Source organism: Nonomuraea sp. NPDC050383 (assembly GCF_044459125.1).
Classification (GTDB): Bacteria; Actinomycetota; Actinomycetes; order Streptosporangiales; family Streptosporangiaceae; genus Nonomuraea.
On record NZ_JBITIP010000002.1, the window covers coordinates 746,084 to 765,004 of the forward strand.

An 18,921-nucleotide genomic window follows, 5' to 3' on the forward strand; every position below is an offset into this window, starting at 1 on the left:
GCCGCATTTGTCGGTGAGAGCTGTTAGCTTCCTGCGACATGCGGATCCTGCACACCTCCGACTGGCACCTCGGACGCTCCTTCCACCGGGAGAGCCTGCTGGCCGGCCAGGCGGCGTTCGTCGACCACCTGGTCGAGACCGTGCGCGCCGAGCGGGTCGACGTGGTGGCGGTGTCGGGCGACGTCTACGACCGGGCGCTGCCGCCCGTCGACGCGGTCTCCCTGTGCAACGAGGCGCTGGGCCGCCTGGTGGCGGCCGGGGCGCGGGTGATCCTCATCAGCGGCAACCACGACTCGGCGCGCCGCCTCGGGTTCGGCGCCTCGCTGTTCGACGCCTCCGGCGTCCACGTCCGCACCGACCCGTCCCGCGCCTGGGAGCCGGTGCTCGTGGACGACGTGGCCTTCTACGGCATCCCCTACCTGGAGCCCGAGCTGGTGCGTGCCCCGTGGGAGCTCGACGAGCGCAGCCACACGGCGGCGCTGTCGTACGCGATGACCCGCGTCCGCGCCGACGCGGCCCGCCGCCGCGCCTCGGTCGTCCTCGCCCACGCGTTCGTCACCGGCGGGGAGGCGAGCGACAGCGAGCGCGACATCAGCGTCGGCGGGATCGCGCACGTGCCGCTCACGGCGTTCGACGGGATGAGCTACGTCGCGCTCGGCCACCTGCACGGCCGCCAGCGCATGTCCGAGACCGTCCGCTACTCCGGCTCGCCGCTGGCCTACTCCTTCAGCGAGGCCGCCCACGTGAAGGGATCCTGGCTGGTGACGATCGGGGCCTCCGGGGCGGCGGAGTCCGTCGAGTTCGCGCCCGCGCCGGTGCCCCGGCCGGTCGCCCGCCTGCGCGGCCTCATCGACGACCTGCTCACCTCCCCCGCGTACTCCGGCCACGAGGACCACTGGCTGCAGATCACGCTCACCGACCCGGTGCGCCCCAAGTCCGCCATGGACCGGCTGCGGGCCCGCTTCCCGCACACCCTCGCCCTCTCCTTCGACCCGGTCGGCGCCGTGCCGGCCGCCGCGCCCGCGCGGCTCAGCGGCCGGCCCGAGGCCGAGGTGGCGCTCGACTTCGTCCGCGAGGTACGCGGCGAGCCCGCCGGCACCGACGAGGAGGAGCTGCTGAGACAGGCGATCGAGGCGTCACGGGTGAAGGAGACGATGGCGTAGATGCGACCGCACCTGCTCTCCCTCACCGCCTTCGGCTCGTTCCCCGGCTCGGAGACGGTCGACTTCGACGCGCTCACCGAGGCGGGCCTGTTCCTCGTGCACGGCCCCACGGGCGCGGGCAAGACGACGATCCTCGACGCGCTCTGCTTCGCCCTGTACGGCCAGGTGCCCGGCCAGCGCAACAGCGCCCGCGCGCTGCGCTGCGACCACGCCCCGCCCGGCACGGGCCCGTCGGTCACGCTGGAGGTGACCATCCGGGGCCGCCTGCTGCGCGTGCGCCGCTCACCCGTCTGGCAGCGCCCCAAGCTGCGCGGCACGGGCTTCACCGAGGAGAAGGCCAAGGTGGTGGTGGAGGAGCGCACGCCCGCCGGCTGGCAGGGGCTCACCACCCGCTCCGACGAGGCGGGCGACCTCATCGGCGGGCTGCTCGGCATGAACGCCGACCAGTTCTGCCAGGTCGCCATGCTCCCGCAGGGCGACTTCGCCCGCTTCCTGCGCGCCGACGGCGACGACCGGCGCCGGCTGCTGGAGCGGCTGTTCACGGTCAAGGTGTTCACGCAGACGGAGTCGTGGCTGGCGGAGCACCGCAAGCGGACGTGGCGGGAGCAGGGCGAGCTGCGGCAGCAGGTGGACTACGCCATCCAGCGCCTCCAGGAGGCCGCCGGCCCGGACCTGCCGGCGACCCTCACGGCGGCCGTTCCCGGGGAGGAGGCGGGCCCGGTCCCGGAGGAGGCCGGCTCCGTCCAGACGCCGCTCCCGCTCTTCGAGCCCACCACGCCACCGGAGAGCACCGACGCTTCCGCGAGCGCCGCCGGCTCCGCGAGCACCGCCGGCTCCGCGAGCGCCGCCGGGTCCGCGAGCGCCGCCGGGTCCGCGAGCACCGGCGCCTCCGTGAGTGCCGCCGCTTCCGCGACGGCCGGGGAGGCGGCGCGGCCCGCCGAGGACGCCCCCACCCCGGAGACCGACCCGCTGCGCTGGGCGGGCGCCCTGCTCGACGCCGCCCGCGCCGTCGTGTCCCGTACGAACGCCGACCACACCGAGGCGGAGCGGGCGCTCAGACGGGCCCGTGTCCGCCACGAGCAGGCCACCGCCCTGGCCGCCCGCCAGCGCCGCCACGCCGAGGCGCTGACGATGCGCCGCACCCTCGACGAGCGCGCCGACCAGCGGGCCGAGCTCCAGGCGCTCCTGGACGACGCTCTGCGCGCGGACCGCGTGCTGCCGCTCATCGCGGCCGCCGGCCAGCGCGCCGAGGCGGCGACGAAAGCCCGCACCCTCGCCGCCGATGCCCTGACCCGCGCCCACCCCCTCCTCCGGGCCTCCGACCCGCGCCCCTCCGGCGTGATCCCCGGCGGCCGGGACGGGCGGGCAGGCGGCGCGAGCCCGTACACCACCGAGCCGCCCCAGGACCCGCACCCCGGACGGTCGAACGCGCCCGGCATGGTGGAGCCGGAGCGGCTGGCCGGGCTGGAGCGGGAGCGGCAGGCGGAGATCGCGCGCCTGTCGGAGCTCCTCACCGAGGAGGCCAGGCTGCTCGTGGTGCGCCGCGACCTGGTCCGCGTCGAGTCCGAGCTGACCCGGCTCGTCGCCGAGGAGGAGGCCGCCACCGCCCGTCTCGCCACGCTGCCCGCCCTGGTCGAGGAGGCCGAGCGGAGGCTCGCCGACGCGCGCCTGGACGCGGCCCGCATCCCGGCCGCCGAGGCCGTGCACGCCTGCGCCACCGAGCTCATCGGCGTCGACCGCGAGCTCACCCGGCTCCGCGACGAGATCGCCCGGCTGGAGCGGCAGGGGGCCGAGGTGGCCGCCGCCGAGGCGGAGCTGCCCGAACGGCTCGCGCAGGCCCACGACCAGCTGGCCGCGATGCGCGCGGAGGCGGCGGTGATCCCGGCGGTCGGCGCGGCGCTCGACGCGGCGAGGACGTCCCTTGACACGGTCCGGCGCCGCGACGGGCTGGCGGCCGAGCTGGTGACGGCCTCCGCCACGTGCGAGGCCCTGGTGGACGAGGCCCAGAGCCTGCGCGAACGCTGGCTCGACATCCGCCAGGCCCGCATCGACGGCATGGCGGCCGAGCTGGCCCGCGACCTGACCGAGGGCCGCCCGTGCGCCGTGTGCGGTTCCGACCACCATCCCGCCCCCGCCTCACCCGCCCCGAGCGCTCCGTCACCGGACGACGAGCGTGCCGCCGAGAGCGCCCACGAGAGGGCCCTCGCCGAGCGTGAGGCGGCCGAACGCGCGCTGGCCACCCTCCGGTCCCGCCACGCCGACGCGGTGGAGGCCACCCTCGGGCTGGACCTCGACGCCGCCGAATCCGCGGTGCGGGAGGCGGAGCGGGAGCTGGCCCGCCTGGAGGAGATCGCCGCCCAGGAGCCGGCCCTGCTTGCCGCGTACGAGCGGATCGAGGTGGAGCGCGACCAGGTCAGGGAGCGGTCCCGGGAGGTCGGCGAGTCCCTCGCGGCCCGCCGCGCCCACCGCACCCGCCTCCGCGCCGAACGCGCCCGCCTCGCCGGCCGCCTCCTCCAGAGCGACCTGCCCCTCCTCGCCTCCCTTCAGCGCGAAGCCGAGAAGCGACCGGCGGCGGACGAAACACGCGACCCCACCGGCCGACAGACGGCCGCCGACGACCGACAGACGGACAGCGTCGGTGGAGAGCCGCTCGACGGGTTCCCGCCCGAGATGGGGCCCGACGCGCTGGCCGAGGCCGAGCAGGTGGTGCGGCGGCTGCGGGGGTCGGGGGCGCGGGAGAGCGCACTCGCGGCCGAGGCGGCAAGGCTCGCGCGGGAGCGGGTGGAGCTGGAGGAGCGGGTCCGCCGCGTCACCGCGCGGCTGGCCGCGGGCCGTACCCGGCAGGAGGAGCTCAGCGGGGACGCGACGCGGCTGACCGCGCGGCTCGACAGCGCGCGCGGCGCCGACGAGACACTCACCGCCCGCCTGTCCCGGCTGAACGACGAGGCCGAGCTGCTCCACGAGGCGCTGGAGGCGACCCAGCGGGCCGTCACCGCCGAGCGCGAGCGGGCCGAGGCGGTGCGGGCGGCGGAGCGGGCGGCGGTGGAGGCCGGGTTCGGCGACGCCGCCGAGGCGGCCGGGGCCGTGCGGTCCCCCGCGGAGCAGGAGAGCAGGGCCGAGGCGCTGCGGCGGCTGGACGACGAGTACGCGGCGGTCACGGCCACCCTGGAGGACCCGGAGCTGGTGGCGGCGGCGGCCGAGCCCGTTCCCGACCTGGAGGCGCTGGAGGCGGAGCGCGACGAGGCCGAGCGCGCCCACACCGTCCTCGCCTCGGCGCGCGACCGGGCCGAGGCCAGGGAGCGGCGGCTGCGGGAGCTGCTCGCCGAGCTGGAGGAGGGCCTTGACCGGTGGCGGCCCGCCGCCGAGCGGCACCGCCTCGCCGAGCGCCTGGCCGCCCTGGCCAGCGGCACGTCGAGCGACAACCAGTGGAGCATGAGCCTGTCGTCGTTCGTGCTGGGGGAGCGGCTCCGGCAGGTGGTCGACGCCGCCAACGAGCGCCTCGACCACATGTCGGCCGGTCGCTACCTGCTCCAGCACGACCTGCGCAAGACGGCCGGCGCCCGGGGGCGCTCCGGCGGCGGGCTGGGGCTGCGGGTGTGCGACGGGTGGACCGGCGTGGACCGCGACCCGGCGACGCTGTCCGGCGGCGAGAGCTTCATCACCTCGCTCGCGCTGGCGCTCGGCCTGGCCGACGTGGTCACGGCCGAGGCGGGCGGGGCGGAGATCGGCACGCTGTTCGTGGACGAGGGGTTCGGCACGCTGGACGAGGACACGCTGGACGGGGTGCTCGACATCCTCGACGGGCTGCGCGACGGCGGCCGCGCGGTCGGCATCATCAGCCATGTCCCGGAGCTGCGCAGCCGCATCCCGGCCCAGCTCAAGGTGGCCAAGACCCGCACCGGCTCGACCCTCTCGACGGTCGGCACCGGTTGATCACCCCGCACGGGCCCGACGCCTGCCGGGCGGGGGCCGGAAACGCTGTCCGGCCCCGGTGAGCCGCACCCCTCACCACGGGTGACAACCCGTGGTTGTCGGTCTGCCGCTTCCGTTGTTGGATCACGCGACCCGGCTGCCGGTTTCATGGCCGCATGCGTAGATGGATCCCTACGGGGGACGCGGCGCGGCCGGTGGAGCTCGTCCGGGACGCCCGGCCCGCGCCCTCCTCGTCCGAAGTGCTGATCAAGGCTGAGGCGTTGTCGCCGTACCGCCGGCTGGAGCCGGACCGCCCAGGTCGTGATCGACCTGCCGGAACGCCGTATCCGGCGAAGGCCGTGCCGACGATCGGGGCGTCACGATGAGCGTCGCGGAATTCGCCGCCGCCAACCTGTCGCGCGCCACCGGAGCGGGGCTCGACCCGCACGAGTACCTGCGCGTCACCGGCGAGCTCGCGGACCTGGAGGACTGGGGTGCGGCCTTCATGCGCGCCGCGCGTGGGCATCTGGCGCGCGCCGGGCAGGCGGCCACGGCGATCTCGGCGGGCGAGCACCTGCGGGTGGCGGCGCGCTGGTTCCACTTCGCCACCCTGGGGCCGAACCGTGAGCGGGCGGTCGCGGCCGCCGAGGCGGACACCGCCATGGGCCGCGCCCTCGACCTGCTGGAGCCGGGCGCGCGCCGGATCGAGGGCCCGGGCTTCGCCGGCTGGCTGCGCGGCCCGGCCGGCGCCCCGGCCACCGCGGTGGTGGTTCCGGGACTGGACTCCGGCAAGGAGGAGTTCCACGACGTGGTCGACGCCCTGCTGCGCCGGGGCATGGCCGTGTTCGCCATGGACGGGCCGGGACAGGGCGTGCTCACCGCCACCACCACGGTCCGCGCCGACTACCACCACGTGATCGGCCGGGTCGTCGACGCGCTCGGCACGGACAGGGTGGGACTCGTCGGGCTCAGCCTCGGCGGCTACTACGTCGCCGAGAGCGCCGCACGGGAGCCCCGCGTCGCGGCCGCCGTCACCGTCAGCGGTCCCTTCCGGCTGCACTGGGACGCCTTGCCGCCCCCCGTACGGGAGCTCCTCGTTCAGAGGGCCGACGGCGGGCCAGAGGGCCGCCGCTTCGCCGGGCAGGTGGACCTGTCGGCCCTCGCGCCGCAGATCGCCTGCCCCATGCTGGTGGTGGACGGCGGCCAGGACGTCATCCCCGGCGTGACCAACGGCGAGCCGCTGGCCCGCCTGGCACCACGCGGGCAGTATCTGCACCTCCCGCTCGGCGACCACCTGCTCGGCAACGTCCGCCCCGACTGGCTGGCGACCGCCGCCGACTGGCTCTCCGGAGCACTCACATCACCTGTTTCACCGGGGATGCCGCACTGATCGCCGGCGCCTCGTGAACGCGATCCCCGGCTGACCGTCGCCCGGCGCCGGGCGGGCGATCAAGGGGCCGACGAGCGTGGTGCGGCCGTGCTGCGCCGGACCACCAGGCTGGTCGGGACGAGGTCGGTGCCGGGGGGCGAGGGGCGGCCTTCGCGGATCTGGACCAGGGCCCGCTGCACGCACCTCCGGCCCACCTCGGCGAAGTCCTGGTGAACGGTGGTCAGGGGCGGGACGAAGAACTCGGCGTCCGGGATGTCGTCGAAGCCGACCACGCTGATGTCGCCGGGGACCGCCCGGCCGTGCTCGTGGAAGGCGCGCAGCAGCCCGAGGGCCATCTGGTCGTTGGCGGCGAACACCGCCGTGCAGCCGGGCTCGTCGGCGAGCGCGAGACCGGCGGCGAAGCCGGACTCGGCCGACCAGTCGCCGTGCAGGGGCGGCGGCACCGGCCGGCCGGCCTTCTCCAGCGTGGTGCGCCAGGCGCGGGCGCGGCTCTGGGCGGCGTAGGAGGTCTGCGGCCCGGTCACGTGCCAGACGGTGTGATGTCCCAGGTCGAGCAGGTGGTGGACGGCCCGTCGCGCCCCTTCGGCCTGGTCGGTGTCGACGACGCTGTAGCGGTCGCCGGCGTCGGAGTCCACGACCACGATGTGCACTCCGGGCGGCAGGGTCACGGTGCCGGAGTCGAGCAGGTGGATCTCGATGATGACGACGACCGCGTCCACGGCCAGCTCGCCCATCCGGGTGAAGGCTCCCAGCACGTTGTCCTGGGTGGGCACGTCGATGGGGATGAGCGTGATGGCGTAGCCCTCGGCCGCGGCGTGGGTGGCGATCGCCTCCACCGTGCGGCTGTTGCCGGTCGAGGCCAGGCTGAAGAGGATGACGCCGATGGTGTTGAACTGGCCGTACCGCAGCGCGCGGGCGGCGCTGTTGGGCCGGTAGCCCAGCTCGCGCATGGCCGCGAGCACCTGCTCGCGGGTCGAGTCGATCACGCCGGGATGGCCGTTCGAGACCCGCGACACGGTCTGCGACGAGACACCCGCGAGCTTGGCGACGTCGGCCATGGAGACGCGCTGCTTGCGGCGCCCGCCGGGGATGTTCGACCCGCCGCGTCGCGCGCCGCCGCTGGGCACCGCACCGGACGCCGCACCGGACGCCGCGCCCGGCATCGCGTCCCTCTGTTCCCGACCGCCCCGGTCCATTGCTTCCTCCCTGCCGCCCTTCCGCCGCCGTCCGACCTCTGCAGGGCCGGGACGGCCGTCAACGTGGGGGAAACCTTGACGACCCGTGTGGCGGGTGCCACGATACCGCACGGACGTTTACGTAAACATCACTTGTCGATCACCCCTCCTCACCCTGGGTCAGCAGGTCGGGGGCTCCCTCGCCGGCCGTATGTTCACGTGAACGTCACGCTGAGAGTCGGGTGTCCCGGCAGGGAGGAGTGGACCGGTGGTCGCAACACCGCAGGCGGGCGCGCCGGCCGGCTGGAGGGCGGCGCCCCGGGGGCGGCGAGCGTGGACGGGATGGCGGTTCGTCGGGCCGTTCATGGTGGTGTTCGCGCTCGTCTTCCTGGCGCCGATCGCCTACTCCGTCTACCTGAGCCTGTTCCGCACCCAGTTGATCGGCGGGACCACCTTCGTCGGCGCCGGCAACTACCTCAAGGCGCTGGGTGACCCGCAGTTCTGGTCCGCCTTCGGCAGGGTGGCGATCTTCCTGGTCGTCCAGGTCCCGATCATGTTGTTCCTGGCGCTGCTGGTGGCTCTGGCGATCGACAGCGGCCGGTTGTACGGGACGAGCTTCTTCCGCATCTCGGTGTTCCTGCCCTACGCGGTGCCCTCGGTGGTCGCGGCGCTGATGTGGGGCTTCATGTACGGCACCCAGTTCGGCCTCATCGGCAACCTGAACGAGACGCTCGGGCTGTCGCTGCCGGACCCCCTGTCGGCCGACCTGATCCTCGCCTCGATCGGCAACATCGTGACCTGGGAGTTCGTCGGCTACAACATGCTGATCCTGTACTCCGCCCTCCGCGTGGTCAATCCGTCCCTGTACGAGGCGGCGGAGATGGACGGCGCCGGCCAGCTCCGCATCGTCTGGTCGATCAAGCTCCCCGCCCTGCGCGGAGCGCTGCTGATCTCGACCATCTTCTCGATCATCGGCAGCTTCCAGCTCTTCACCGAGCCCAGCGTCCTCAAGGACCTGGCCCCGAACGCCATCACGACCTACTTCACACCGAACTACTACGCCTACTCGCTGTCCTTCAGGGGCCAGCAGTTCAACTACTCGGCGACCGTCGCCATCGTCATGGGCGTGATCACCATGGTCGTCGCCTACGTCGTCCAGCTCCGCGGCATGCGGAAGGGGGCCTGACCATGACAGCCACCACCCACGCTCCCCGCCGCGCGCGGACCTCCTCCGGTCCTCTGGTGATCCGGCGCAGGTCACCGCGGAGGCGGCGCAGCGCCACGCTGACCGCGCTGACCGCGATCATGCTCCTCTACACGCTGCTCCCGCTGGCCTGGCTCGTGATCAACGCGACCAAGACGCAGGAAGGGCTGCTCGGCACGTTCGGCCTGTGGTTCGACGGCGACTTCGCCCTGTTCGCCAACATCGGCGACACCTTCACCTACGGCGGCGGCATCTTCACCCGCTGGCTGCTCAACACCCTGCTCTACGTCGTCGTCGGCGCGGGCGGCGCGACGCTGCTGGCGACGATCGCCGGGTACGGGCTGGCGAAGTTCGACTTCCCCGGCAAGAAGGCCGTCTTCGCGATCGTCATCGGGGCGGTCGCGGTCCCCGGGACCGCGCTGGCCGTCCCCACCTTCCTCATGTTCTCCGGCCTCGGCCTGACCGACACCCCCTGGGCGATCATCATCCCGTCGCTCGTCTCGCCGTTCGGCCTCTACCTCATGTGGACGTTCGCCTCCGACGCCGTCCCCGACGAGATCCTCGAATCGGCGCGCGTGGACGGGGCCCGGGAGTTCCAGACGTTCTTCCGCATCAGCCTGCCGCTGCTGGCGCCCGGGATCGTCACGGTCCTGCTGTTCACCGTCGTCGCGACCTGGAACAACTACTTCCTGCCGCTGATCATGCTCAAGGACCCGGACTGGTATCCGCTGACGCTCGGCCTCAACAGCTGGAACCGCCAGGCGTCCACCGCGGGCGGTGAGGCCATCTTCAACCTCGTGATCACCGGATCACTGCTCACCATCGTCCCGCTGATCGCGGCGTTCCTGCTGCTCCAGCGGTACTGGCAGTCGGGGCTGTCGGCCGGAAGCGTCAAGGGATGACCGACGCCACGCCCGACCGTCTCCAGGCACACCCCATGAAAGGGCCATCCATGACGATAACCCGCCGCCATGCCCTCCTGCTGGGCGCCGCGCTGTCGGTGTCGCTGCTCGCCACCGCCTGTGGCTCCTCCGGTGACGGCGGCTCCGGGGCCGCCGCCACCCAGGGCGCGTCCACCGACGACCTCCAGGCGGCGCTGGACGCCGGCGGCAGCATCACGGTCTGGGCGTGGGAGCCCACCCTGAAGAAGGTGGTCGCCGACTTCCAGACCAAGTACCCGAAGGTCAAGGTCAACCTGGTCAACGCCGGCACCGGCAACGACCAGTACACCGCCCTGCAGAACGCGGTCAAGGCCGGCTCCGGCGTCCCCGACGTCGCCCAGATCGAGTACTACGCCCTGCCGCAGTTCGCGCTCGGCAAGGCGGTCGCCGATCTGACGGCCTTCGGCGCGGACAAGCTCGACGGCACCTTCACCCCCGGCCCGTGGGGCGCCGTCCACTCCGGCAGCGGGATCTACGGCCTGCCCATGGACTCCGGCCCGATGGCCCTGTTCTACAACAAGGACGTCTTCGACAAGCACAAGATCGAAGTGCCGGCGACCTGGGACGAGTACATCGCGGCGGCCAAGAAGCTGCACGACGCCGACCCGAAGGCGTACATCACCAACGACACCGGCGACGCCGGCTTCACCACCAGCATGATCTGGCAGGCCGGCGGCAAGCCCTACCAGGTCGACGGGACCAAGGTGAGCGTCAACTTCGCCGACACCGGTACGCAGAAGTTCACCTCGGCCTGGCAGCAGCTCGTCAGCGGCAAGCTCGTCGCGCCGGTCAGCTCGTGGAGCGACGCCTGGTACAAGGGCCTCGGTGACGGCAGCATCGCCACGCTCGTGATCGGCGCCTGGATGCCCGCCAACCTCGAGACCGGTGTCAAGGCCGGGGCCGGCAAGTGGCGGGTCGCGCCCATGCCGCAGTGGGAGAGCGGCGGCAAGGCCACCTCGGAGAACGGCGGCAGCTCGCTGGCCGTCCCGGAGGCCGCCGCCGGCAAGAAGCTGGCCTACGCCTTCGCCAAGTACGCCAGTGTCGACGAGGGTGCGCAGGCCCGCGTGGACGGCGGCGCGTTCCCGGCCACCAAGGCGCAGCTGGAGTCCCCGGCCTTCCGCGACAAGAAGTTCGCGTACTTCGGCGACCAGCAGATCAACCAGGTTCTCGCCGAGTCGGCGAGCCAGGTCGTCCCCGGCTGGTCCTACCTGCCCTACCAGGTCTACGCCAACAGCGTCTTCAACGACACCGTCGGCAAGGCGTACATCAGCGGCACCACGCTGCAGGACGGCCTGAAGGCGTGGCAGGACGCCTCCGTGAAGTACGGCCAGGAGCAGGGCTTCACGGTCCGGTAACCGCACGAGAACCGTCGAGGCCGGTCGCGGGACACCCCCACCCGCCCGGTCATGTCCCCGTCAGGACCCGTGCGGGCGGCGTAGGACGCACACCTGGCGGGGGCCCAGGGTCAGGCCGGCGGCCAGGCACGGCCCCCGGAGCACCTCGCCCGCCACGCCGTCCACGACGACGCTCTCGTCGGTGCGGTTGATGAGGAACCAGTGGTCGGCGTCGTCACCGGTCCGCACGGCCAGCTCCACCGCTCCGGCGACGGCGGCGGGAAGCTCGGAACGCACCCCGCTCGTGGCCAGGAGCAGGGACAGCACCGGCCGAAGCCCCTCGGGTCCGAGCCTGGTCGAGACGTAGGACGCCGAGCCGGTGCCGACGGGGCGCGTGGTGATCGCGGGCCGGCCCGCCTGGTCGCCGGACGTGTAGGAGGCGACGACCTTGACGTCGCTCCCGGTGACGTCGATCCGGTCGCTCCACAGGGTGCCGGACACGCCGAGGTCGAGGTCGGCCCGGTCACCGTCGAGCAGCGGGCCGAACTCCTCGATCCGGATGCCGAGCAGATCGCGCAGCGCGCCGGGATGACCGCCGAGCCACACGTGGTCGTTCTCGTCGACGATGCCGGAGAAGTACGTGGTGACGAGATGGCCGCCGTCGGTCACGTACGCGGCGAGGCGGTCGGCGAGCGCCCGCGGCACCACGTACAGGACCGGGGCGACGAGCAGGTCGTAGTGCGAGAAGTCGTCGGCGGAGCCGATCACGTCCACCCGCACGCCCGCCGCCGCGAACGCCGAGAACCAGTCCAGCGCCTCCTGCCGGTACCGCAGGCGGGAGGTGGGATGGGAGTCCAGCTCGCTCGCCCACCACGAGTCCCAGTCGAACACGATCGCCGCCGCGGCCCGGCGACGCCGCGTCCCCGCGACGGGGGCGAGCGCCTCCAGGGTCGCGCCGAGGTCCACGACCGACCGGAACACCTCGCTGTCGGTGCCGGCGTGCGGGATCATCGCCGAGTGGTACTTCTCGGCTCCGCCCGCCGACTGCCGCCACTGGAAGAAGCACACGGCGTCCGCCCCGTACGCGACGTGGGTCAGCGAGTCCCGGGCCATGCCGCCGGGCCTCTTGGCCAGGTTGACCGGCTGCCAGTTCACCGCGCTGGTGGAGTGCTCCATCAGGAACCAGGGCTCGCCCCCGGCCAGCATGCCGGTCAGGTTGGCCGAGAACGACAGCTCGTCCTGGGCCTGCGGGCCGGTCAGCAGGTAGTGGTCGTTGGAGACGAAGTCGATCTCGCGCGCCCAGTCGGCGAAGTCCATCCCCTTGGTCTCGCCCATGACCATGAAGTTGGTGGTGACCGGGATCTCGGGGGTGAGCTCGGTCAGCACGCTCCGCTCCGCCCGCAGGTAGTCCTTCAGCGCGTCCGAGGAGAACCGCTTGAAGTCGAGCTGCTGGGTCGGGTTGGGGTAGGACGCGGCCAGGCGCGGCGGCAGAATCTCCTCCCACGCGCCGTACTCCTGCGACCAGAACGTCGTCGCCCAGGCCCGGTTGAGCCTCTCGATCGTGCCGTACCTCTTGCGCAGCCAGGTACGGAAGGCCGCGGCGGCGTCGTCGGAGAAGTCGTAGACGTTGTGGCAGCCCAGCTCGTTGTTCACGTGCCACGCGGCCAGGGCCGGGTGGCCGCCGTACCGCTCGGCCATGGCCCGGACCAGGCGCAGGGCGTGCTCGCGGAAGACCGGTGACGTCGGGCGCCAGTGCTGGCGCGCTCCGGGCCACAGGGTGCGGCCGTCGTGGTCGACGGGGAGGATCTCGGGGTGCGCGGTGGTCAGCCACGGCGGCGGGGACGCGGTCGCGGTCGCCAGGTCCACGGCGATGCCGTTCGCGTGGAGCAGGTCCATCACCTGGTCCAGCCAGTCGAAGGCCCACCGGTCCGCGCGTGGCTGGAGGCGGGCCCAGGAGAAGATCGCCAGCGACACGATGTTCACCCCGGCCCGGCGCATCGCCCGGACGTCGTCCTGCCACACGTCCGGGGGCCACTGCTCCGGGTTGTAGTCCGCGCCGAAGGCGAGGCGTCCGCGGGAGGTGTCCGAGGGCCAGCGAAGCCAGCGGGGTGCCTGATGAGCTGTCACTGCTACTCCTGCAGACCGATGTTTACGTAAACATAGGCTACCGCATCCGCCATCGACAGGCGGGTCAGGCGTCGCCGGCGGCGCTCGCCAGCATCGCCGAGACTCCCGGCATCACCACGGCGCGGAAGGCGGCGTCCATGTCGGCCGGCGTCGCGGTGAGCTCGCCGTCCGCCCAGCCCCGGATCAGCGCCATGAACGCGCCCACCACACAGGTCACCGCCAGCTCCAGCGAGACCGGGGGCACGTGCCCCGGCGGCAGCGCCGCGGCCAGCTCCGCCCGCACCACGTCGCCCAGGATCCGCTCGCCGCGCGCACTCACGGCAGACCCGCCACGCCGCCCCAGCAGCGCTCTGACCAGCCGCCGCTGCTCGTACACGTGCTCGAACAGCGGCAGGCTGAAGGCGAAGGGCGTTTCCGGCCTCGACCCCGGGGCCGGCCGCAGCAGGTCCCGCAGATCATCCAGGTCGCTGAACAGCACCGCCTGCTTGTCGGTGAAGTGCGCGTAGAACGTCGTGCGGCCGACGTCGGCGCGGTCGATGATGTCGGTCACCGTCACCGCCTCGTACCCCTTCTCCAGGATCAGCTCGATCAGCGCCTCGCGCACGGCCCGCCGGGAACGCCGCACGCGCCGATCGACCCCGTCCCGGCGGGGGCCGCTGTTCCGTCGGGCCTCGCCGTGGTTTCCGGACACCTCACCGCTCCTGTTCCGTACGGGACACCGAGCCCCATCTGCTCGTTGACCCGGCCCTCCTAGTGAACAGAGCATTTATAAACGAACACATCGTTCGGGAACAGGGGAGAGCCATGAAACTGCAGGATCTCGTGCGGCATCGCCACGACCACGAGGACGGCGGCGGCACCATCGACCACCCACGCGCCTACGAGGTCATGGCCGAGATCGGCTTCGCCGGGCGGCGCCTGCTCGTCTTCACCCAGATCGCCGCGCTGGCCGGGGTCCGGCCGGGGGAGCGGGTCCTCGACGTCGGCTGCGGCACCGGCTACCTCACGCGGGTGCTGTCGCCGCTGGCCGGGCCGGAGGGGCGGGTGACCGGGCTGGACCCGGCCCCGGCGATGATCGACCACGCCCGGCGGCGCGCCCCGGCCAACTGCGTCTACCAGACCGGAGAGGGGCAGGCCCTGCCGTTCTCCGACGGGTCCTTCGACCTCGTCGTCTGCAGCCTGGCGGTCCACCACATGCCCGTCGCCGCGCGCGCCGACGCGATGCGGGAGATGTTCCGGGTCGTGCGGCCCGGCGGGCGCCTGCTCGTCGCGGAGTTCCGTCCCCCGGCCAACCCGCTGGGCGCCCGGGTGGCGGACGTCCTGGCCGGACCCGCCATGCGGCAGCCGATGCCGGAGCTGCTCGCCGCCCTGATCCCGGACGCCGGGTTCCGCGTCGAGTCGACGGGGCGTCTGAAGCCGCTCCTGTGGTACGCCCGAGCGATCCGCCCGTGAAGATCGCTGGTCGGCCCGTGCGGGTCGGTCCGAGGAGACGGGCGCGGCCCCGGCGCCGGAGCCGCGCCTACTTGCCGACGCCCTCCGTCAGCCCGCGCAGGAACTGGCGCTGCCCCACCAGGAACAGCACGATCGTGGGCAGCGCCGCCATGGTGAGACCGGCCAGCACCACCGGCCAGTCCGTCAGGAGCCGGCTCTGCATCGACACCAGGCCCACCGGCAGCGTCTTCAGCGACTCGTCACTGACGAACACCAGCGCGAACGCGAACTCGTTCCACGCGAACAGCGCCTGCAGCAGCGCCGCCGACACCAGGATCGGCCGCGACATCGGCAGGACGACCCGCCAGAAGATCTGCGCCTTCGACGCCCCGTCGATCGTGGCCGCCTCGTCCACGGAGCGCGGCAGCTCGATCATGTACGCCCGGATCAGGAAGATCGTGAACGGGATGCGGAAGGCCGTGTAGAGCACGATCAGCGCCCAGTACGTGTCGAACAGCCCGATCGCGGTCAGCAGCCGGAACAGCGGGATGAGCGCCACCGTCGGCGACAGCAGCAGCCCGCCCAGCACGAGCAGCGCCACGGCGTTGCCGAACGGCAGCTTGAGCCGGCACAGCCCGTACGCCGCCCAGGCGCTGATCAGCGTGGTGGCCACGATCGACGCCGAGGTGACGATGACGCTGTTGGTGAAGTAGCGGACCACACCCGTGTCCCAGGCACGGGCGTAGTTGCTCCAGCGCAGCTCGCCGGGCAGCCCCCACGGCTGGTTGAAGATCTCCTGGTTGTCCTTGAACCCGCTGAGCACCATCCACAGCACCGGGTACAGCACAGCCACGGCGAACGCCCCGAGCAGGGTCCATCCCAGCACCCGCCCCACCACGGTCCGGAAGCCCACGCTGGCGCGGGGCCGGTGCCGGGCGGCGGCCCGGCCGTCGAGCGCGGAGTTCAGCGCGATCACGTGTCATACCTCCGGCGTCGGGACACGGCCAGCTGCGCGGCCGCGATGGCGAACGTGATGACGAAGATCACCGTGGCCACGGACGCGGCGTAGCCCATGTCGTCCTCGAAGAAGGCCTTGCGGTACAGCCACGTGCCGAGCACCTGGCTGGAGTTGTCCGGGCCGCCGGCCGTCATCACCATGACCTCGTTGAAGACGAGGAACGCCCCGGAGACCGTGAGGATGACGATCAGCGTCGTCATCTCCCGGACCATCGGCAGCGTGATCGAGAAGAACGTGCGGACCGCCCCGCTGCCGTCGACCTTGGCGGCCTCGTAGTACTCGCGCGGGATGCGCTGCATGGCCACCACGAACAGCACGGCGGTGTAGCCGACCCCCTGCCACTGGCTCATCCCGATGACGCTCCAGATGGCCGACGACTCCTCGCCGAGCCAGGCCCGGGCCAGGTGGCCGAGGCCCACGGCCCGCAGCGCCTCGTTCACCAGCCCGTACCTGGGGTTGTAGAGGAAGGAGAACAGGACGCCCGCGACGGTGATCGACATGGCGGCCGGGATGAAGTACAGCGTGCGCAGCAGCCCGCGCAGCCGCTTGCCGACGAGCTCCTCCAGCAGCGCCGCGAGCACCAGCGACAGGCCGGCCTGGAAGACCAGGGAGACGACGGCGTAGGCGATGTTGTTGAGCAACGCCCGCCAGAACACCGGGTCGGTGAACGTCTCGCGGTAGTTGTCCAGACCCACGAACCGGGGCTCGGGGGAGAAGGCGTTCCAGGAGAAGAAGCTCAGCCGCAGGTTGTCCACGATCGGGTAGTAGACGAACACCAGCAGCAGGGCGACGGCGGGCAGCACCCATACCCAGGCGCGCCAGCGGGTCAGCAAGGCGCCCATGGCATCAACCGACTTCCTTCTTCGCCTTCGCGGCCGCCTCGCGGACGCCGGTCATGACCTGCTCGGGGGTCCGGGAGCCGGACAGCATGCCCTCGACGCCGGACAGGTACGCGCTGGCGACCTCAGCGTGGGTGATCGTGTCCAGCCAGATCGCGAAATTTCCGGCCTTGTCCATGTCGGCCAGGGCGTCGGTGAGCTGCTTGTTGGCGTTGGCCGCGGCCGCCGAGCCCTTCACCGGGCTGAGCCAGCCGATCTCCTTGGTCATCGCCGCCGCGTTCTCCTGGCTTGACATGAACGTCAGGAAGTCCACCGCCAGCCCCGCGTTCTTGCTCCTGGCGTTGACCAGGAACCCGTCGGGCGCGCCCGTGAGCGCCGAGGCGTCGCCGGTGGCGCCGGACGGCGCGGGCAGCCGGAAGAAGCTCCACTCGAGCGGCGGCTTGACCTTCTCGACCGCCTCGAACTCGACCGACTCCAGGTAGTGCATGCCCGCCTTGCCGGACAGGAACTGCGCCTGCGCGGTCTCGTGCGACAGCCCGTTGGCGTCCTTGGTGCCGCACCGGCCCACCAGGTCGGCGAACTGCTTGAGCGCCGTGACGTAGCCGGGGTCGGTGAACGCGCCGCCGGCGGGGTTGTAGTCGGCGGTCAGCGTCCGGGCCGGCACGTCGTAGGCGTTGAGCTGGGTGATGTAGTGGATGGCCGCCCAGCCGTACTGGTTGCCGAACGCGATCGGCTGCACGCCGGCCGCCTTCAGCTTGTCGCAGGTGGTCAGCAGCTCCTCGAACGATTTCGGAACGGCGACGCCCGCCTTGTCGAAGACCGTCTTGTTGTAGGCGAGGTACTTGCCGTCGAGGTCGATCGGCATGCCGTAGTTCTTGCCGCTGTACTCGAACGCCTTGAGCGCCGCCGGGGCGAACGTCGAGCCCCACGGGGTGCCGGGGCCGAGGACGCTCGTCAGGTCGGCCGCCAGACCGGCACGGACGAACTTGTTGGTGAAGTCGCCCGCCCACGAGAAGTAGATGTCGGGCAGGTCGCGCGACGCGCTCAGCACGCGGATCTTGTCCTTGTAGGCCTGGTCGCCGACCTGCTCCAGCTTGATGTCCACTTTCGGGTTGGCCTGCTCGTAGGCGGCCACCACCTTCTCGAAGTACGGGGCGTACTCCGGGGAGGCGAACTTGGTCACCATCGTCAGCGTGCCCGACTTCTCCTTGGGCGCGGCCAGGTCGGCCTTGCCGGGCGCCGCGTCGGACCCGCCGCCGCCGCAGCCGGCCGCGGCGACGAGGACGGTGACCAGCGAGAGCGCGCTCCAGCGGTGCTTGTTCATGCTGACTCCTTGCTCTTGGGCATCGTTGCCTCGGCCCCGGAGGCGTTCCGGGGCGGCTCGGCCCCGGAGGGGTTGGGGAGCGTCTCCGGCTCCGGGGCCTGGGGGGTGGCGAGGGTGGCGTCGAGGGGGGCCTCGTGCCCGAATGCCCCGTACGAGGCGCAGGCGTGGGAGGCGTAGGCGGTGGCGGCCGCGGCGAGGTCCGGCAGGTTCTCGCCGCGGACGGCGCCGACGAGCAGGCGGGCGATGAACGCGTCGCCGGCTCCCAGGGTGTCGACCACGTCCACCGGCTCGGCGGGGGCCCAGGCCGTCTCGTCGCCGCTGACGAGCACGGCTCCGTGGGAGCCGAGCGTCACCGCGACGAGTGAGGGGCCGAGGTCCCGTACCCGGCGGGCCAGCGCGAGCGCCTCGTCGCGCGAGCCGGACGGGGACGACAGGATCGCGATGCCGGCGTGGCGGGCGTGGGTCTCGATGTACTCCCGGGGGCGCTCGGAGAAGTCGAACGACAGCCGCCGCGCGGCCGTGGCCAGCTCCGGAAGCTGGTCCTCCAGTAAGGAGCACTCGCCGGTGTGGACGAGGTCGGCCTCGGCCAGCCGTTCGAGGTCGGCGGGGGAGAGGCGGAACCGGGAGACCCCGTCCTGCCCGCCGGTGAACTTGCGCTCCCCGGCGACCAGGCGGACGGTCGCGGAGGCGTTCGGCCCCTCGGCGGTGCGCAGCAGGGACAGGTCCACACCCTCGCCGGCGAGCGCGGCGCTGACCACCCGGCCCGCCGCGTCGGTGCCCACGACGCCCAGGTAGCCTGAGTCGGCGCCGAGCCTCCGGGCGTGGACGGCGACGTTGACGGCGTTCCCGCCGGGATACATGACGCCGAGGTCGGGGTAGCAGTCGACGACGTTGTCGCCGACGGCAACCAGGCGTGGGTTCACACGGGCTCCTGTGACTGGGAAGGTTCTCACTCACTTGGGTGAGAACGTTCTCAATCTGTGGGACCCATGTCAAGGGTTGCCGCCGAATCCGCTACCGTGGCCCGTTGATCACCTCTTTCGCGCTCCTCGCGGAGGGATGA

The 18,921-nt window shown here is 72.6% G+C and carries 14 protein-coding genes; 7 read left to right on the top strand and 7 right to left on the bottom strand.

All coding sequences use genetic code 11. The annotated features are described in order from the left end of the window. The first annotated feature begins 38 nt into the window (after window positions 1-38). From ACIBG4_RS08105 to ACIBG4_RS08115, 3 genes are all read left to right on the top strand, one after another. Window positions 39-1,163: an exonuclease SbcCD subunit D gene (locus tag ACIBG4_RS08105; protein WP_397201205.1), complete on the top strand. Its 1,125-nt coding sequence runs from the start codon at window positions 39-41 to the stop codon at window positions 1,161-1,163. Beyond that, on the top strand, window positions 1,164-5,096 hold the full coding sequence (locus ACIBG4_RS08110) for an AAA family ATPase (protein ID WP_397201206.1): 3,933 nt from the start codon (window positions 1,164-1,166) through the stop codon (window positions 5,094-5,096). A 361-nt stretch (window positions 5,097-5,457) separates the two neighbouring features. After that, complete coding sequence (locus tag ACIBG4_RS08115) at window positions 5,458-6,465, top strand: alpha/beta hydrolase family protein (RefSeq protein ID WP_397201207.1); 1,008 nt, start codon at window positions 5,458-5,460, stop codon at window positions 6,463-6,465. Between the two features lie 59 nt (window positions 6,466-6,524). On the opposite strand, the gene ACIBG4_RS08120 is transcribed toward ACIBG4_RS08115, so the two are convergent. Continuing rightward, complete coding sequence (locus tag ACIBG4_RS08120; protein ID WP_397201208.1) at window positions 6,525-7,661, bottom strand: LacI family DNA-binding transcriptional regulator; 1,137 nt, start codon at window positions 7,659-7,661, stop codon at window positions 6,525-6,527. Between the two features lie 247 nt (window positions 7,662-7,908). Between ACIBG4_RS08120 and ACIBG4_RS08125 the strand changes: the two genes are divergently transcribed. From ACIBG4_RS08125 to ACIBG4_RS08135, 3 genes are read left to right on the top strand one after another with little or no spacing between them, the layout of a single operon-like run. After that, window positions 7,909-8,826: a sugar ABC transporter permease gene (locus ACIBG4_RS08125; protein ID WP_310716149.1), complete on the top strand. Its 918-nt coding sequence runs from the start codon at window positions 7,909-7,911 to the stop codon at window positions 8,824-8,826. A gap of 2 nt (window positions 8,827-8,828) precedes the next feature. Next, window positions 8,829-9,746, top strand: a complete 918-nt coding sequence (locus ACIBG4_RS08130) for a carbohydrate ABC transporter permease (RefSeq protein ID WP_355451563.1) — start codon at window positions 8,829-8,831, stop codon at window positions 9,744-9,746. Window positions 9,747-9,796: 50 nt separating this feature from the next. Next, on the top strand, window positions 9,797-11,140 hold the full coding sequence (locus tag ACIBG4_RS08135; RefSeq protein ID WP_397201209.1) for an ABC transporter substrate-binding protein: 1,344 nt from the start codon (window positions 9,797-9,799) through the stop codon (window positions 11,138-11,140). Window positions 11,141-11,200: 60 nt separating this feature from the next. Here ACIBG4_RS08135 and ACIBG4_RS08140 read toward each other — a convergent pair whose 3' ends face one another. Together ACIBG4_RS08140 and ACIBG4_RS08145 are read right to left on the bottom strand one after the other, a co-directional pair. Beyond that, the gene (locus ACIBG4_RS08140) at window positions 11,201-13,246 is read right to left on the bottom strand and encodes a beta-galactosidase (protein WP_397201211.1); all 2,046 of its coding nucleotides are present in this window, start codon (window positions 13,244-13,246) and stop codon (window positions 11,201-11,203) included. Window positions 13,247-13,310: 64 nt separating this feature from the next. Then, the gene (locus ACIBG4_RS08145) at window positions 13,311-13,871 is read right to left on the bottom strand and encodes a TetR/AcrR family transcriptional regulator (protein ID WP_397201212.1); all 561 of its coding nucleotides are present in this window, start codon (window positions 13,869-13,871) and stop codon (window positions 13,311-13,313) included. Between the two features lie 179 nt (window positions 13,872-14,050). On the opposite strand from ACIBG4_RS08145, the gene ACIBG4_RS08150 reads away from it, so the two are divergent. Then, window positions 14,051-14,698, top strand: a complete 648-nt coding sequence (locus ACIBG4_RS08150) for a class I SAM-dependent methyltransferase (protein WP_397201213.1) — start codon at window positions 14,051-14,053, stop codon at window positions 14,696-14,698. A gap of 67 nt (window positions 14,699-14,765) precedes the next feature. Here ACIBG4_RS08150 and ACIBG4_RS08155 read toward each other — a convergent pair whose 3' ends face one another. Genes ACIBG4_RS08155 through ACIBG4_RS08170 form a run of 4 tightly spaced genes read right to left on the bottom strand, consistent with a single transcriptional unit; the run spans window position 14,766 to window position 18,781 of the window. Further along, a complete protein-coding gene (locus tag ACIBG4_RS08155) occupies window positions 14,766-15,653 on the bottom strand; it encodes a carbohydrate ABC transporter permease (RefSeq protein ID WP_310716141.1) in 888 nt (295 codons plus the stop codon). Further along, entirely contained in the window at window positions 15,650-16,537 is an 888-nt protein-coding gene (locus ACIBG4_RS08160) for a sugar ABC transporter permease (RefSeq protein WP_310716139.1), read from the bottom strand. Before ACIBG4_RS08160 ends, ACIBG4_RS08155 begins: the two co-directional genes overlap by 4 nt. 4 nt (window positions 16,538-16,541) lie before the next feature. Beyond that, entirely contained in the window at window positions 16,542-17,858 is a 1,317-nt protein-coding gene (locus ACIBG4_RS08165; RefSeq protein ID WP_397201214.1) for an ABC transporter substrate-binding protein, read from the bottom strand. Continuing rightward, on the bottom strand, window positions 17,855-18,781 hold the full coding sequence (locus ACIBG4_RS08170; protein ID WP_397201215.1) for a PfkB family carbohydrate kinase: 927 nt from the start codon (window positions 18,779-18,781) through the stop codon (window positions 17,855-17,857). The genes ACIBG4_RS08165 and ACIBG4_RS08170 overlap by 4 nt, the downstream gene beginning before the upstream one ends. Between the last annotated feature and the right edge of the window lie 140 nt (window positions 18,782-18,921).

What these genes read in the sequence shown, in the direction of transcription:
- ACIBG4_RS08105 (WP_397201205.1), top strand. Translation starts at nt 39, where the DNA reads ATGCGGATCCTGCACACCTCCGACTGGCACCTCGGACGCTCCTTCCAC.
- ACIBG4_RS08110 (WP_397201206.1), top strand. Translation starts at nt 1,164, where the DNA reads ATGCGACCGCACCTGCTCTCCCTCACCGCCTTCGGCTCGTTCCCCGGC.
- ACIBG4_RS08115 (WP_397201207.1), top strand. Translation starts at nt 5,458, where the DNA reads ATGAGCGTCGCGGAATTCGCCGCCGCCAACCTGTCGCGCGCCACCGGA.
- ACIBG4_RS08120 (WP_397201208.1), bottom strand. Translation starts at nt 7,661, where the DNA reads ATGGACCGGGGCGGTCGGGAACAGAGGGACGCGATGCCGGGCGCGGCG.
- ACIBG4_RS08130 (WP_355451563.1), top strand. Translation starts at nt 8,829, where the DNA reads ATGACAGCCACCACCCACGCTCCCCGCCGCGCGCGGACCTCCTCCGGT.
- ACIBG4_RS08135 (WP_397201209.1), top strand. Translation starts at nt 9,797, where the DNA reads ATGACGATAACCCGCCGCCATGCCCTCCTGCTGGGCGCCGCGCTGTCG.
- ACIBG4_RS08150 (WP_397201213.1), top strand. Translation starts at nt 14,051, where the DNA reads ATGAAACTGCAGGATCTCGTGCGGCATCGCCACGACCACGAGGACGGC.
- ACIBG4_RS08160 (WP_310716139.1), bottom strand. Translation starts at nt 16,537, where the DNA reads ATGGGCGCCTTGCTGACCCGCTGGCGCGCCTGGGTATGGGTGCTGCCC.
- ACIBG4_RS08165 (WP_397201214.1), bottom strand. Translation starts at nt 17,858, where the DNA reads ATGAACAAGCACCGCTGGAGCGCGCTCTCGCTGGTCACCGTCCTCGTC.